Origin of the sequence: Actinomyces timonensis DSM 23838 (assembly GCF_000295095.1) — a bacterium.
GTDB lineage: Bacteria > Actinomycetota > Actinomycetes > Actinomycetales > Actinomycetaceae > Actinomyces > Actinomyces timonensis.
Window position 1 is genome coordinate 308,333 of sequence record NZ_JH806632.1, and the last position, 13,969, is coordinate 322,301.

The 13,969-nt window shown below is 75.1% G+C and carries 11 protein-coding genes and 1 pseudogene; 1 reads left to right on the plus strand and 11 read right to left on the minus strand.

The features are described from left to right. The 7 genes and pseudogenes from A1QA_RS16120 to A1QA_RS0101345 form a co-directional block, all read right to left on the minus strand. Window positions 1-208 (minus strand): annotated as a pseudogene (locus A1QA_RS16120) (glycosyltransferase); the annotation flags it as partial. 89 nt (window positions 209-297) lie between these two features. Next, window positions 298-783 carry a hypothetical protein gene (locus tag A1QA_RS12990; RefSeq protein WP_017177135.1) on the minus strand — a complete coding sequence of 162 codons (486 nt, stop codon included), beginning with the start codon at window positions 781-783 and terminating at the stop codon, window positions 298-300. Continuing rightward, entirely contained in the window at window positions 780-1,310 is a 531-nt protein-coding gene (locus A1QA_RS0101325) for a TadE family protein (RefSeq protein WP_244266046.1), read from the minus strand. The genes A1QA_RS12990 and A1QA_RS0101325 overlap by 4 nt, the downstream gene beginning before the upstream one ends. Beyond that, on the minus strand, window positions 1,300-1,545 hold the full coding sequence (locus A1QA_RS0101330) for a hypothetical protein (protein WP_208853897.1): 246 nt from the start codon (window positions 1,543-1,545) through the stop codon (window positions 1,300-1,302). Before A1QA_RS0101330 ends, A1QA_RS0101325 begins: the two co-directional genes overlap by 11 nt. An 83-nt stretch (window positions 1,546-1,628) precedes the next feature. Continuing rightward, window positions 1,629-2,555, minus strand: a complete 927-nt coding sequence (locus tag A1QA_RS0101335) for a type II secretion system F family protein (RefSeq protein WP_017177138.1) — start codon at window positions 2,553-2,555, stop codon at window positions 1,629-1,631. Further along, the gene (locus A1QA_RS0101340) at window positions 2,552-3,403 is read right to left on the minus strand and encodes a type II secretion system F family protein (protein WP_017177139.1); all 852 of its coding nucleotides are present in this window, start codon (window positions 3,401-3,403) and stop codon (window positions 2,552-2,554) included. The genes A1QA_RS0101335 and A1QA_RS0101340 overlap by 4 nt, the downstream gene beginning before the upstream one ends. Further along, a complete protein-coding gene (locus A1QA_RS0101345; RefSeq protein WP_017177140.1) occupies window positions 3,403-4,785 on the minus strand; it encodes a TadA family conjugal transfer-associated ATPase in 1,383 nt (460 codons plus the stop codon). Before A1QA_RS0101345 ends, A1QA_RS0101340 begins: the two co-directional genes overlap by 1 nt. Window positions 4,786-5,091: 306 nt before the next feature. Between A1QA_RS0101345 and A1QA_RS0101350 the strand changes: the two genes are divergently transcribed. After that, complete coding sequence (locus A1QA_RS0101350) at window positions 5,092-6,390, plus strand: phosphotransferase (RefSeq protein WP_244266047.1); 1,299 nt, start codon at window positions 5,092-5,094, stop codon at window positions 6,388-6,390. Between the two features lie 189 nt (window positions 6,391-6,579). Here A1QA_RS0101350 and A1QA_RS0101355 read toward each other — a convergent pair whose 3' ends face one another. From A1QA_RS0101355 to A1QA_RS12995, 4 genes are all read right to left on the minus strand, one after another. Beyond that, window positions 6,580-7,302: a hypothetical protein gene (locus A1QA_RS0101355; protein WP_017177142.1), complete on the minus strand. Its 723-nt coding sequence runs from the start codon at window positions 7,300-7,302 to the stop codon at window positions 6,580-6,582. 169 nt (window positions 7,303-7,471) lie between these two features. Beyond that, window positions 7,472-8,353: a MerR family transcriptional regulator gene (locus tag A1QA_RS0101360; protein WP_017177143.1), complete on the minus strand. Its 882-nt coding sequence runs from the start codon at window positions 8,351-8,353 to the stop codon at window positions 7,472-7,474. Then, on the minus strand, window positions 8,350-11,805 hold the full coding sequence (locus A1QA_RS0101365) for an ATP-dependent helicase (RefSeq protein WP_017177144.1): 3,456 nt from the start codon (window positions 11,803-11,805) through the stop codon (window positions 8,350-8,352). The genes A1QA_RS0101360 and A1QA_RS0101365 overlap by 4 nt, the downstream gene beginning before the upstream one ends. After that, window positions 11,802-13,969: PD-(D/E)XK nuclease family protein (locus A1QA_RS12995; protein ID WP_154652265.1), on the minus strand; the 2,168-nt coding region annotated here is incomplete at its 5' end. The genes A1QA_RS12995 and A1QA_RS0101365, both read right to left, overlap by 4 nt.

A 13,969-nucleotide genomic window follows, 5' to 3' on the forward strand; every position in this document is an offset into this window, starting at 1 on the left:
CCGCGCCCTCGCTCTCTTCGCCGGCGCTGGGCGCCGCGGCCCCGCCGCCCGCGTAGTAGCCGCCGGGCGCGGCGTTGCCCGCCCCCGCCGCCGCGGCGGAGTCCGCCATGGCGGTCAGGCGCTTGACGTCGAGGTAGACGGAGGTCACTGACGCGATGCCGAGGATGAGGGCGAGGACGACGGCGATCATGCCGATTCCGAGCAGCATGGCCTGCCCGTCCTCAGCCGCGCAGCGGCGGCGCAGGGACCTGGCCAACGGTCGCCAGGAAGCGGGGGCGGCCCGCTCATCGATCCGCTTCACTGGCTGCCCCCTGACTCCTGCGCGCCGGTCTCAACGGTGCTCACGGGGCGCACGGCGGAGATTGTGACGAGATCGTTGCCGATCCCGGCGCTGGAGACGAGAGGCAGGTCGACACCCACCTCCACCCGCACCGCCCTGGGCCGGGCGCAGGCGGGGTCCTCGCAGTCGAGGGTCAGCGCCGTGGCGGGGTCGTCATCGAGCCCTTGATCGGCCAGGGCGAGGCCGACGGCGGCGCGGGCCCGGGCCGGTCCCTGGCCGTCAGCACCGCCCTCGCTGGACTCCATGACGCGGGCTGCGGAGTCGGCGGCGCTGGCCACGGCGAGCGAGGCCGCCTGGGCCTGGGCGAGGGCGACGATGAGGTAGAGGATCGGCACGACGATGGCGACGCTCCAGCCGATGAACTCGATCGTCGCGCTGCCCCGCTCGCCGCCCGCCCTCGTGGCGAGCGCGGGGAGCCACTGGCCCCTCCAAAGGCGCCTCATGGCGCCCCACCCGCCTGGGCGAGGGCCGCCTCGTCGAGAGCGTGGCCGCTCACGCGCAGGCTCCCGCCGGGGCCGAGCAGCCCGAGGACAGGCAGGGGCGCGCTCGCCTCGACCTCCACCACGGGCACGCCCTCGCGCGTCGTGCGGCGGACCTGGACATCCGTGACGTAGCCGTCGGCAAGGGACGCGCCGGTCAGGGCGCGGACGCGGGCGACCGCCTCCTCCTCGGTGCCACCGGCGAGCGCGGCGCGCCTGGCTCCCTCTCCTGCGGCGTCGGTGAGGACGTTGCGCGCGTAGAGCCCCAGGGCGAGCTGGAGGAGGGCGACGGCGACCGCGATGACGAGGGCGCCGACCATGACGAACTCGGCGATCGCCGAGCCCTCCTCGTCTCTCCCCCGCCCCGTGGCGGGCAGGCGGAAAGCGCGGGGGCACCGGAGCGCCCGCGGGAACCGGCGGCGGGGGCGACACGGGTGCTGGGGCGTCGGCCCTCCGCTGCTCCCGCGCTTTCCGGTGCGCTCAGATCGCACCGGTCACCTTGTTCATCGCGGAGGTGAAGATGTTGACGAGGGCGGGCCCAGCCACGGCCCACAGGGCGACGACGAGCCCGGCGGTCATGAGGGTGACGAGGACCCATCCGGGGACGTCGCCGCGCTCGGCCGCGAGCGCGCGGCGGGCCCGCACGCCGAGAAGCCTGGCGCCGAGGCCCCTGGCGCGCCAGGGGCGGCTGAGGAGGAGGCCGGCCGGGGAGGCGCTCAGGCGCATGGTGGCGCGCTGGGCAGCGCGGATGGCTGTGCTCATGGTGGTTCCTTCCATGGGTGGGGATGGGGAGATGGGCGGCCGGGCGGTCAGATGCCCAGGCGCAGGACGACGAGCCCGGGGTAGAGGGCGAACAGGACGGTGATGGGCAGCACGAGGAAGACGACGGGCACCATCTGGGCGATCTCGCGCTTGCCGCCCTCCTCGATGAGGGCGCGCCGGGCGGCCTCGCGGGAGTCGGCGGCCTGGGAGCGCAGGACCTCGGCCAGGGGTGTCCCGCGCTCCATGGCCACCGTGATGGCCTCGGTCAGCCGGGATAGGGGCGGGCAGGCGCAGCGCGCGTCCAGGCCCTCGAGGGCGGAGGCGAAGACGGTCCCCGAGCGGACATCGGCCAGGGTCATGGCGAGCTCGTCGACGAGGTCGCCGCGCCCGCGCCGGGTCACACGCTCAATGGCGTCCAGGGGCCCCTGCCCGGCGCCGACGGCGAGCGCGAGGAGCTCGACGACGTCGGGCAATTGCGCCTCGATCCTCGCGCTGCGCCGCCTCACGGCCCGGGTGAGCCACCAGTCGCGGGCCGCCGCCCCGGCGATCGCCGCGATGACGGCGCCGAGCAGCACCACGGGGACGCTGATGGGCCGCAGGAAGGAGGAGATGAGGCCGAGCCCCAGGGCGGCGGACAGGCCCGCGCCGGCCCAGACAAGCTGCTGGACCCGAAGCTCCTCGTAGGTGAGGCGCGAGCCGGAGCGGGCCAGGCGGCGTCGGACCGAGTCCGCGGAGGAGCCCATGGACTCCAGGAGGCCGCCCAGGCCGGCGACGGCGGCGAGCAGCAGACCGGGGACGGTGCGCCCGCTGGGGCCGGGCGCCCGCAGGAGGGCGGATCCGCGGGGCCGCTCCTGGACGTAGGGCTCCAGGCGGGCGACGAGGCCAGGGCGGCGCCGGGACAGGCCGGTGAGGATGAGGAGGATGCCGAGTGAGCCGAGCAGGCCGGCGAGGCCGCCGAGGAGGAGGTGGTTCATCGCAGGACCCGCTCCTCCTCGGGCAGGCGCCCGATCCTCAGCATGATGCGGTAGGCGAGCGCGCTGGCCACGGCCCCGGCCAGCAGCACGAGGGCGCCGCCGCTCGTGGCGTAGGCGGCCGCGGCTTGGGGGCGCGTGGACAGCAGTGCCAGGACGAGCCAGGGCGCGGCGACGGCGACCCGCGCGCCGTTGACCGTCCAGGACTGGCGGGCCTCGAGCTCGCCGCGGGTGCGCATGTCCTCGCGGAGCATCCGGGCCAGGGAGCGCATGAGCTCGGCGAGCTCGCTGCCGCCGACCTCGTGGGCGAGGTGGAGGGCCTCGACGATCCTGTCGGCGACGGGGTCGGCGAAGCGGGACTTCAGGCGCCCCAGGGACTCGTCGAAGCGCGCCGTGGCGGCGTAGTCGACGGCGAAGGCGGAGAACTCGGCGCGCACCGCCTCGGGGCCCCGCTCAGCCAGACTGGCCAGGGCCTCGGGCAGGCTCATGCCGGCGCGGATCCCGGAGACGAGGGTGTCGACGGCCTCGGGCCAGACCTCGCGCAGGCGGGTGCGCCGGGCGCGGGCGCGCGAGGAGATGAGGAGGAACGGCAGGAGGGCGGCGATCGTGCCGAAGGCGACGGCGATGCTCCACACCCCGGTGGTGCCGAGGAATCCGAGGGCGACGACGGCCCCGAAGCCGAGGCTGCCACCGACGAAGGCGGCGGGGCTGGTGCGCCCGGCACCGGCTTGGATGAGGAGGTCGCCCAGGCGCCGGGAGCGCTCGGAGCGCCATTGCGGGGGCTCGGAAGTGCAGGCCTGCCAGATGAGGACGAGGCCGAGGCCCGCCAGGAGGCCGGAGATGGCGCCCATCAGTAGGTCTCCCGTCCGGCGGGGGCGGCGGGGAGGGGGCGGCCGGTCTGGGCGCCGGGCGCTCGGGGCACCGTCGACGCCGTCGGCACTGGAGCCCCAGGGCGCCCTGGGAGATCTGAGAGCCCTGGCGGCGCGCCGGTGGGGTGGGGCGGCGCCTGGCCGACGGCGAGGAGGGCGGCGAGGTCGTGCCCGGCACGCTCGTAGCGCTCCCGGCCCGTCGGCAGGCCGGTGCCGCGCACGAGCCGCCCGGACTGGTCGCGGTGGAAGAGGTCGGCCAGTTCGATGACGCCGTTCTCCACCCGGCCGGTGACAGCGCGGATCTCGCGGACGGTGCGGTGGCCGGCGGCGTCGAGGCCGAGGTGGACGACGAGGTCGATGGCGCTGGCGACCGTGGGCACGACGAAGGCGGCGGAGACGTTCTCCCCGGCGAGCAGGGGCAGGGTGCAGATCTTGACGATGGCCTCGCGCGCGGAGTTGGCGTGGAGGGTGGACATGGCCGGCAGGCCGGAGTTCATGGCGATGAGCAGGTCGAGGGCCTCGGCCTCGCGGACCTCGCCGATGAGGAGGCGGTCGGGTCGCATGCGCAGGGCCTCCTTGACGAGGCGCCGCAGGGTGATCTCGCCGGCTCCCTCGAGGTTGGCGGGGCGGGTCTGCATGGCCACGCAGTCGCGGTTGCGCAGGGAGAGCTCGAAGACCTCCTCGCAGGTGATGATGCGCTGGCCGGCGGGGATGGCCCCGGCGAGGGCGCGCACCATCGTCGTCTTCCCGGCCTGGGTGGCGCCCGAGACGAGGATGTTGAGGCCCGCCTGGACGGAGGCGTCGAGGAAGGCGGCGGCCCGGGCGGGCAGGGAGCCGAGGCGGACGAGGTCGGCCAGGCGACTGGCGCGCGCCATGTGCTTGCGGATGTTGACCGCCCAGTGGACGCCGGTGATGGGCGGGATGACGACGTGGAGGCGCTCGCCGCCGGGCAGCTGGGCGTCGACGAAGGGGCTCGACATGTCGAGGCGCCGCCCGGAGGCGCGCAGCATGCGCTCGACAAGGACGCGCAGGTCGTCGTCGGCCAGAAGCGTCGTCGTCAGCTCGGGGCGGCCGGAGCGGGCCACGAAGACGCGGTCAGCGCCGTTGACCCAGATCTCCTCGACCTCGTCGTCGTCGAGGTAGCGCTGGAGGGGGCCCATGCCGGCCAGGCCGTCGATGATCTCCGCGGCGGCGGCGTCGGGATCGCTCAGCGGCGGGACGAGCCCGGCGTCGGCGCGGCCGAGGTAGTCGGTGGAGGCCTCCTTGACGAGGGCGGCCAGGGAGCCGGGCTCGGCGAGGGGGTCGATGCCGCGCCGGCGAACGAGCTCGCGGACCTCGGTGTGCAGCAGCGTCGCGGCGTCCATGGGATTCCTGGTGTTCCTCGGTGGTCGAGCGGGAGGCGGGTGCCGTCTGGCTCGGGAGACCAGTCGAGGTCAGGGGCCGGCGCCGTGGCCGGATCATGGCTCCGATCTGGGGGGATCGGGCGCGAGGCGAGATTAGGCGACGATCCGCGCCTCGCGCTACCCCCACCAAGGAACCTGTGGATAACCGCGCGGAGAGGAGGGGCGGGGTTTGTAGGGCTGCCACTGGCCCCGGCCCACCCGCGCACCAAGCGAACAGGGCAGGCGCGGCGGCTGCGCGAGATGCCGCGCCTCGCCTACGGTTGGGTCATGACGCCCACGGACCCCACCCTGGACCCGGCCACGGAGACGAGCGCTGGCATCGACGCCGATGCCGGCGGAGAGACGATCGCGGAGGCCTCCCCGGGCGCTCCCACGGGATCGCCCTCCGAGGACCGCCCAGAGGCGCCCGACGGCGAGCAGGCCCCATCCGCCAGCGCCAACGAGGCGGTCCCCTCCCCCGGGACTGCCCGAAGCGCCGGGACGGCCGGGGAGCCGGAGCAGGCGGCCACTGAGGAGGCACCGGTCAAGCGCCGCTCGGCCCTGGCACTGGCGGCCCTGGCGTCGATCGCGGTGCGGGGGCTGGACCCGGCCCGCCTGGCCCTGCCCCAGTTGGATTCCGCGCATCTGAGGGTCGTCGGCGTCATCGACACCCAGGGGCGCCATTGGGAGGTCCACGAGGCCCTTGACGACCTCACCGGCGCGGAGCTGGTGGCCGAGGCCGAGGTGCTGCGGCGCATCGGCAGGATCGTGGACAACGGGCGCCTGTCCTTCGACGTGCCCCGGCCCGCGGGTTTCCTGCGGCGCGACGGCGCCTGCATCCAGGTGCGCTCCCATACGGCGGGGCGGCCGATCAACCTGACGTCCCTGCACCCGGGCCCCGGCCTGTCCGCGGGGCTCGGCAAGGCGCTCGGCGAGCTGCACGAGCTGCCCACCACGGTGGTCTCGGAGGCGGGCATGCCGGTGCGCGACGCGAATGAGGTGCGGGGCTCGTGGCTGGCGCTCCTCGATGAGGCCGCGAGCACGGGCAAGGTGCCGTCCTCGGTGCTCTCCCGCTGGGAGCAGGCCCTGGAGGAGGCCGCCTTGTGGCGCTTCCGGCCGGTGGTGGTCCACGGGGATATGGCCGCTGAGAATGTCCTGACCGCGGGCGGCTCCGTGGTGGCGATGAGCGGCTTCGGCCAGGCGCACGTGGGCGACCCGGCCGAGGACCTGGCGTGGATCTACTCCTCGGCTCCGCTGGACTGCCTGGACTCGATCGAGTCGGCCTACGACCTGGCGCGGTCGGAGGGGGTGGACCGCCACCTGCGCGACCGCGCGGAGCTGGTGAGCGAGATGAGCCTGGCGCGCTGGCTGCTGCACGGCGTCCACTCGGAGGACGAGTCGGTCACCCGCGACGCCGTCGCGATGCTGAAGGACCTGGCCGAGCAGGTGGGGGACGACCCGATCGTCGACCACCACGAGCCACGCCTGGCCTCCGTGCCCACGGGGCGCGAGGCCGCCGAGGAGATGGAGGCGGTGACCTCCGAGGTCCCCGCGCCCCTGCGGGCCGTGCCCAGCCCCGAGGAGTAGGGGCGAAGTGGCGAGGTTTGAGGATTGCTTTCCTCTCGTCTGACCCACCTACGGACGGAATCGTTGAAATCGTGCGGTGGTTGACGCATCAACCCCATCTGATCGGCCGAGGAATCCTCAAACCTCGCCAAGACACGCCTGCGCCAGCGGCGCATGTCTTCTCGGCGCGCGAGTCTGATGCATCTGGGATCAACCGATACGGCCCGGGCTCAGGACCAGCAGGGCGAGGGCCCAGACAACGTTAATGACGTTGAACACAGCGCCGTCGAGGAGGGGTTTGCCCGGGTAGGGCAGGCGCAGGAGCAGTGCCCAGGGGAAGAGTTGGACGACCGGCGTGAACAGCACGGACCACCAGGGCAGGGCGGTCCACCCCAGCGCGAGGGGCACGCAGATGAGAAAACCGCCGACGTAGGCGCAGGCGATGGCAGGAATCCAGGCCAGGGCGAGGAAGCGCATGAGCCGTCGCGTGTGGAGGGCGGCGTCCTCGATCTCAGGACTGGTGATGCCATCAGCGCCTGACTCGCATCGGTCCAGCGCCGCCTGCAGGCGGGCGGAGGAGAGCGCGACGGGGTAGAACCCCGCATGGGCCAGCGGCATGTAGACAACGCCGATGACGAGCAGCGTGAGGCCGGTCAGGCCGAGCGCAGGGTGCTCGGCATCGCGCAGGATCAGCCAATGGACCCATAGGCCGGCGAGATACAACGGGGCCGTGTAAGGGCCGATGATCGCGCCGATGAGCAGCCGAGTGCTGTTGATCCGCGTGCAGAAGGCGGGGATGTCGGAGCCGGCGAGCTCGATGAGGCGCGAGTGCTCGCTCTTGTCGGGTCGGGTGAAGCCGACGATGAGGGCGTCCCCGATGACCCAGGAGACGGAGGCGACCAGGTAGGCGACGATCGAGGCAGTGGTCAGCATCCGTCCTCCAGGAAATGTGGGACACGCGATGGGGGCTGTGGCGCGTGATAGCGAGAGCGCCCGGCGGGGCAACCCTGTAAGGCTCACCTTACTTCAGTGCGTTCCTGACAGGCCTTGCACAGCCATCGGCGGCCCAGGAACGCTTCCTGGGCCGCCGATGGCGCCCTTGTCAGGCGATCGGGGCGCAGACCTCGGTGCGCCAGGCGCTGGAGTCATCGGTCTGGAAGGGACCCACGACGTAGCGCTCGAAGCAGGGGCCCGTGATCGTCAGGCCCTGCTCGCCGACAGCCCGCATGAGGGCCGCGTAGGTGTCCTGGAACCCCTCGAAGGGGCCCCTGTGAAGGGCGACGAGGACCCGGGTGGCCTCCTCGGCGCGGCAGACGAGCGGGGGCTCGACCCCCACCGCCTCCTCCACGGGCTCCCATACCTCGACGTCGACATCGCGCTCGGTGTAGCCGTCCTCGAAGTAGGTGGCGCCGCAGGGCTCGCCGGTCCGGCGCGCGCCCGAGCGGCTGAGGGCCTCTTCGAAGGGGCGCCACAGAGCCTCCGAGGCGTCGGCGTAGGTGGGGATGATGCCCCGCTGCGCCACCACGGTGCGCGCGGGGAGGGTGCGGATCTCGATGGGGATGCTGGTTGTCGGTGTGCCGGTCATGAGTGTCTCCTTCATGGATGCCAGCAGCGCCAGCGTGCGCTCGCGCCGCAGACCGACCGCGTCCATCTCCGCCTCCAGGCTCGCCAGGTGCGCTTGGAGGACCGGTCGCCAGACGGCGTCGTCGCCGGCCAGGATGGCTGGCAGGGCGGCGGCGATGTCGTCGAGGCCCAGGCCCGCCTCCCGCAGGCAGCGCACGGCTGTGGCTGGCAGGATCTCCGCCTCCGTGTAGTAGCGGTACCCCGTGAAGGGGTCCACGCTGGAGGGGGAGAGCAGGCCGATGGCCTCGTAGTGGCGCAGCCGGCGGGCGCTCAGGAGGGTCATGCGGGAGAACTGCCCGATGCCCCACCGGGGAGCGGCGCCGGCGGATCCTGGATGAGGAGTGGGTCGCGTGGCGGTCATGGCTCCAGGCTCGGGTCTTCCACAATGTCAAGGTCAAGGGCCGCGCCTGGGCCGGCCGCGCCGGGGGCCAGCAGGCCCTCGACGGCGTCCAGGGGAAGCAGGTTCGAGGGGGTGAGCTCGTCGACCTCGCCGGAGTCCACGTAGGCGTAGGCGGCGCGCACCTGCTCCGTCGGCGCGCCCTGGCTGGCGGCCCAGGCGTGGACGTAGACGCTCAGCTGGTCGACGGGGACGCGGTGGCGCCCCGTCTTCCAGTCGACGATGAGCCATGTGCCGTCGGGGGCGGCGAAGACGGCGTCGATCCGGCAGCGCAGCGTCGTGCCGCCCACGGTGAGCTCGCGCTCGACCTCAGTGGCGTGCAGGGCGTGGCCCTGGAGGAGGGGCAGGGACTCGGCGGTGGTGAGCCAGCGCTCGACGCGCCGCCGATCCGCCGGGGCGAGGGAGTCGGGCACGCCCGCGTCGGTGAGGGGGATGAGGGCGGCGCGGCCCGCGAGGCGCTGGGCGATGGCGTCGTGGAAGACGGTGCCGAGCCGCCCTGCGGTCCGCGGCTCGGGCGGCAGGGGTCGGCGCAGGTCGAGGGCGAAGGCAGCGGGATCAGCGCGCAGGCGGTCGAGGCTCGTGGCGGCCAGATGGACGGGCATCCGCACCCCGGGCACGGCGGTCTCGGCCCTGCGGCGCTCGGCCAGCAGCAGCGCGGCCTCGTCCTCCCATCGGGCGACGAGAGGGTCGGTGGGCGCAGTCGGCGCGGCTGGCGCCGCGGGCACCGCCTCACTCCCACCGCGCGGCGCGAGGGCCCGGCGGGCGGCGTCGACGGCGCGGGCGGCCGCGATCCTCGCCGCGCGGGGGGTGCCGGGCCCAGCCGGGTGCTCGACCGGCCACCAGGCGGAGGCGACGGCGTCGTGGAGGGGGTTGGAGGCGTCGTCGTCGATCTCGGTCAGGCCCGGGCCCCAGGGCGTGGCGGGCGAGCCCCCCTCCCCGCCGCGCAGCACCTCGGCGAGGAAGCGGGACGCGGGGTGCGGTGTCTTTCCGGTTTTGACGAAGTGCGAGCCGGTGAGGAGCAGGTCATGGCGGGCGCGGGTGACGGCCACGTAGGCCAGGCGCCTCTCCTCGGCGATGGCGTGGCGGCCCAGGGCGAGCGCGTACTGCTCCCAGAGGTCCTTGGCGTCGTCCTTGTCCACATGCGGGGGCTCGAGAGCGCCCAGCTCGAAAGGCGGCAGCTCGGCGGCGTCGGCGCGCAGGGGGTGGGGGAACTCCTCGGTGCTGGTGGTCCAGGAGCCTGGCGCGATGGCGCCGCCCTCGCGGGCCTTGCCCCGGTAGGAGGGGAAGGCGGTCTCGGTCATGCCGATGACGGCGACGGCGTCCCATTCCAGGCCCTTGGCGGCGTGCATGGTGAGGAGCTGGACGGCGCCGGGCTCGGGGGTGGGCTCGGGGGCGTCGAGCCCGTTCTCCTCGGACTCGGCCACGTGGAGCCAGGTGAGGAACCCGGGCAGGGTCGGGGCCTCGGTGTTTGCGGCGTACTGCTCGGCGACGGCCCGGAAGGCGTCGACGGCGCGCCGGCCGAGGCGCTGCGGCCCCATGGAGACGATCTCGATGTCGAGGTCGAGGGCCTGCTCGGCGATGTCGATGATGTCCGGCAACGGCAGGGCGAGGGCGGCGCGGACCCGTCGCAGGGCGCGGGCGAGCCGCAGGGCCAGGGCGCGCCCGGCCTCGGACAGGCCCTCGATGGGGGCGCCGCCGCCAGGCTCCTCGGCGCGGCGGGCGAGGGCCTCCAGGCCCTCGGTGAGCAGGGGCGCCTCGGGGGCGTCGTCCTGGGACGCGGGGCCTTGGGGGGCGCGGGCGTGGCGGCGCGCCAGGGCGTTGAGGGCGCGCAGGTCGGCGGCGCCGATGTCCCCGGCGCTCAGCAGGCGCATGAGGCGGTCCCCCCTCTCGGGGTCCGCGGCGGCGGCGATGAGGGCGCGCAGGTCGGCGACCTCGGGGACGCTGAGCATCCCGCCGATGCCGACGACCTCGTAGGGGATGCCGCGCTTCTGGAGGGCGTCGGCGACGGGGGTGAGCTGGGAGCGGGTGCGGGACAGGACGGCGAGTTCGGCGCGCGGCCCCCAGCGCTCCTCCATGAAGTCGGCCACCGCCTGGGCCTCGGCGAGGGGGTCGGGCAGGAAGGCGGCGTGGACGGCGCCCTCGGCGAGCCCGGCGGAGGCGGGGCGGGGGGCGAGGCGCGCGACGGGGATGTGCTCGACGGCGGCGTCCCCGCTCTGGGGGTGGTGGGCGCGCAGGGGGGTGGAGATGATGTTGGCGGCGTCGAGGATGCGCTGGTCATTGCGCCAGGCGGTGGACAGGGGCAGGACGGGCGTGGCGCGCGCGGGGTCCGCCCCGGCTGCCACGGCCTGGGCGCCCGCGGGGTTGAAGCGGGCGTGGAAGGAGTCGAGGGCCCCGGCGCTGGCCCCGCGCCACCCGTAGATCGCCTGGTTCGGGTCCCCGACGGCGGTGACGCCTCCCCCGGCGAAGAGGCGGGACAGCAGGAGGGACTGGGCCACGGAGGTGTCCTGGAACTCGTCGAGGAGGACGGCGGGGTACTGCTCGCCGAGGGCGCGGGCGGCGCCGGGGACCTCGTCGACGATCCGGCAGGCCAGGGCGATCTGGTCCCCGAAGTCGACGAGCCCGTGGCGGCGCTTGTGCTCGCGGTACTCGGCGGCGAGGTCGAGGAGGGCCCGCTGGGTGGCCATCGTCCCGGCCTTGCCCTTGAAGAGACCGGACAGGCCTCTGATGCCGGCCAGGCCCGCGAAGAGCTGGTGGAGGTCCTCCAGTCCCTCGGCCGCGTCCTCGACGCTGAGCAGGTTCTCCGACAGGGCACCGTCGACGCGCAGGACGGCGCGCACGGTGGTGGGGGTGGGGTCGAGGGGGAGCGGCGTGGTGCGCTCGGCGAGCAGGTCGTCGACGATCTGCCAGGCGCGGGCGGCGGTGATGAGGGTGGCGTCGGGGTCGATGCCGATGCCCAGGCCGTGGTCCCGCACGAGGGCGGCGGCGAAGGCGTTGTAGGTGGAGATCGTCGGCTCGCCGAGCTCGGCGGCGTTGGCGGCACTGCCACTGGACTGGCCAGCGCCGGGCAGGAGGCGGGCGTCGGCGAGCTGGCCGAGGCGGGTGGACACGCGCGAGGCGAGCTCGGCGGTGGCCTTGCGGGTGAAGGTGAGGCCGAGGATCTGGTCCGGGCGGACGGCGCCGCTGGCCACGAGGTGGACGACGCGCTGGCTCATCGTGGCGGTCTTGCCGCTGCCGGCGCCGGCGACGACGAGCAGCGGGGTGAGCGGGTGGGCGATGACGCGGGACTGCTCGGGCGTGGGCGCGGGCAGGCCGAGTGCCTTGGCCAGGGCCTGGGGGCTAAGGGCGGGCGGGGACTGCGTCGGGAGGCCGGGCTGGGCGGGATGGGCGGTCTGATCGGCGGTCTGGGGCTCGCTCATGGGAGGGTCCTCCTCCCCTCGTCGACGGCGGGGCAGGCGTCCTTGACGGCGCAGAACTGGCAGTGGCGGCCGGTGGTGGCGCGCAGGCGCGGCCCCCGGGCGGCCAGGGCGGCGGAGGCGACGAGGGAGGCGGCCCAGTCCTCGCCGGTCTCGGGATCGGGGATGGGGGCCAGGGCTGCGGTGTCCGGGGCGAGGCGCACGCCGCCGTCCTTCTTGCGGGGCTCGGCGCCGAGGAGCACGAGGGCCCCACCGTCGACCCGGTAGCCCAGGGACTCCAGGGCGAGGCGGTAGGCGGTGAGCTGCGGATGACGGGAGGCGTCGCCGTCACCGGCGCTCTTGCCGGTCTTGAGGTCGATGAGGCGCAGGCGCTGGCCCTCCCCGGGCGGCAGGGGATCCCCGGGCTCGTCAGCCGCAGGAGGGATCTCGCCCTCGATGGCCTCGAGGCGGTCGATCCGGCCGCGCAGCCGCACCTTGATCGCGTCGGCGCCGCCGGGCGGCAGCGCCCCGCCATCACCCTCCCCGGCTTCGGGCCCCGCCTCCGCCGAGGTCCCCACCGCGCCCCCTTCGCTGGCGGGCAGGGGCAGGGCGAGGGTGGCGTCGATGGCGCGCTCGACCTCCACCTGCCCAGGCACGGCGGTGAGGTGGGCGTCGAGGCGGCGGACCATCTCGCGGGCGCGCTCGGCCTCGAGGCCGCCCACCCAGGTGTCCGGCAGTCCGAGCTCGGGCAGGCGCGCCTCGAAGGCATCCATGAGTGCCTGGCCGCGCAGGTTCTCGCACTGCGCCTGCTCGGCGAGGGAGTGGATGAGGGTTCCGAGCGCCTGGGCTCCGGTGGGGGCGCCGCCCGCGCCGTTGCGCTGGAGGAACCAGCGCAGGGCGCAAGTGGTGAGGCCCTCGACGTCGGAGGGGCTCACGCGCACGGGCTCGCCGGGCGCGACGAGGGGCGCGGTGGAGGTGGGCACGGACAGCCCGCCCCAGGTGGCCGGATCGGCGCCGGCGACGCCCGCGGCGGCCAGGCGGGCGAGCAGGGAGGCTGCGCTGGCGCCCTGCTCGCGCTGCTGGGCGGTGGCCTGCGGGGATTGGGCGGCGAGGAGCGCGTGGCGGAGCTCGCCGACGAGGCCGCGCAGGGTGAGGTCGCCGGTGTCCGGCGTGATGAGCGGATCGCCGTCGGCATCGGTCAGGGGGCAGTCGGAGGCGGCGGCGATCTCGATGAGGAAGGAGGAGGGCGAGTTGTCGGCGTCCTGGACGGCGGTGGCGATGAGGCGGCGGGTGGCGCGGGTGAGAGCGGCCAGCAGCATGCGGCGCTCGTCGGCGCGCACCTGGGCGCGGGCGGCGGTGGCGTCGAGCGCGCCGGTGGGGGCGCCGTCGGGGCCCAGGGGCAGGCGGCCGGTGGCGGCGTCGACGAGGAGGCCGGAGCGGGTGAGGGAGTCGCGCAGGCGCAGGTCGGGCCAGGAGTCGCGGCCCAGGCCCATGACGGCCACGCATTCCCACTGGCGGCCGGCTGCGGAGGCGGGGGTGAGGACGGCGACGCCGTCCGGGCGCGCGCCGGCGGGGGCGACGGAGTCCGAGGGGAGGACCTCGGCGGCCAGCTCGGCGAGGAAGGCGGCGGCCTGGGCACCGGGGTGGCGCTCGGCCCAGACCTCGGCGCGTTTGAACAGGGCGGTGACGACGTCGAGGTCGCGCTCGGCGGCGCGGGCGAGGGGATCATCCGCGCGGGCACCCCGTCCGGCGGCCAGCGCCTGCTCCCGCCGCTGCTCGGCGCGCCCCGAGGCGCTCCAGGCCGCCCAGAGCAGTGCCTCGGCGTCGATGCGCTCCTCATCCGCTGGCTCCGCGCCCGCTGCTTCCCCGGCCTCGGCGTCGCCTGCCTCCTCGGCGCGCTGCGGGACGCGCCGCCCGACGACGCCGCGCAGAGCCTCGATGATCCGCGCGGCCCGGGCCAAGCGCTCGGCCTGCTCGGCCAGGGGCTCCTCGGCGAGCTCGGCGGTGAGCGCCTCTCCGGCGCTGGCGGAGGAGAGGGCGGTGAGCAGGTGCTCGTCCGGGACCGCCTGGGCGGGGCGGTCCTCGCGCAGGCGGCGGCGCAGCCGCCGCAGGTCCAGGAGGCTGAGGCCGACGAGCGGGCTGGTGAGCAGGTCGATCGCGGCGGCGCGCTCGGGGGGCTCGCCGGTGG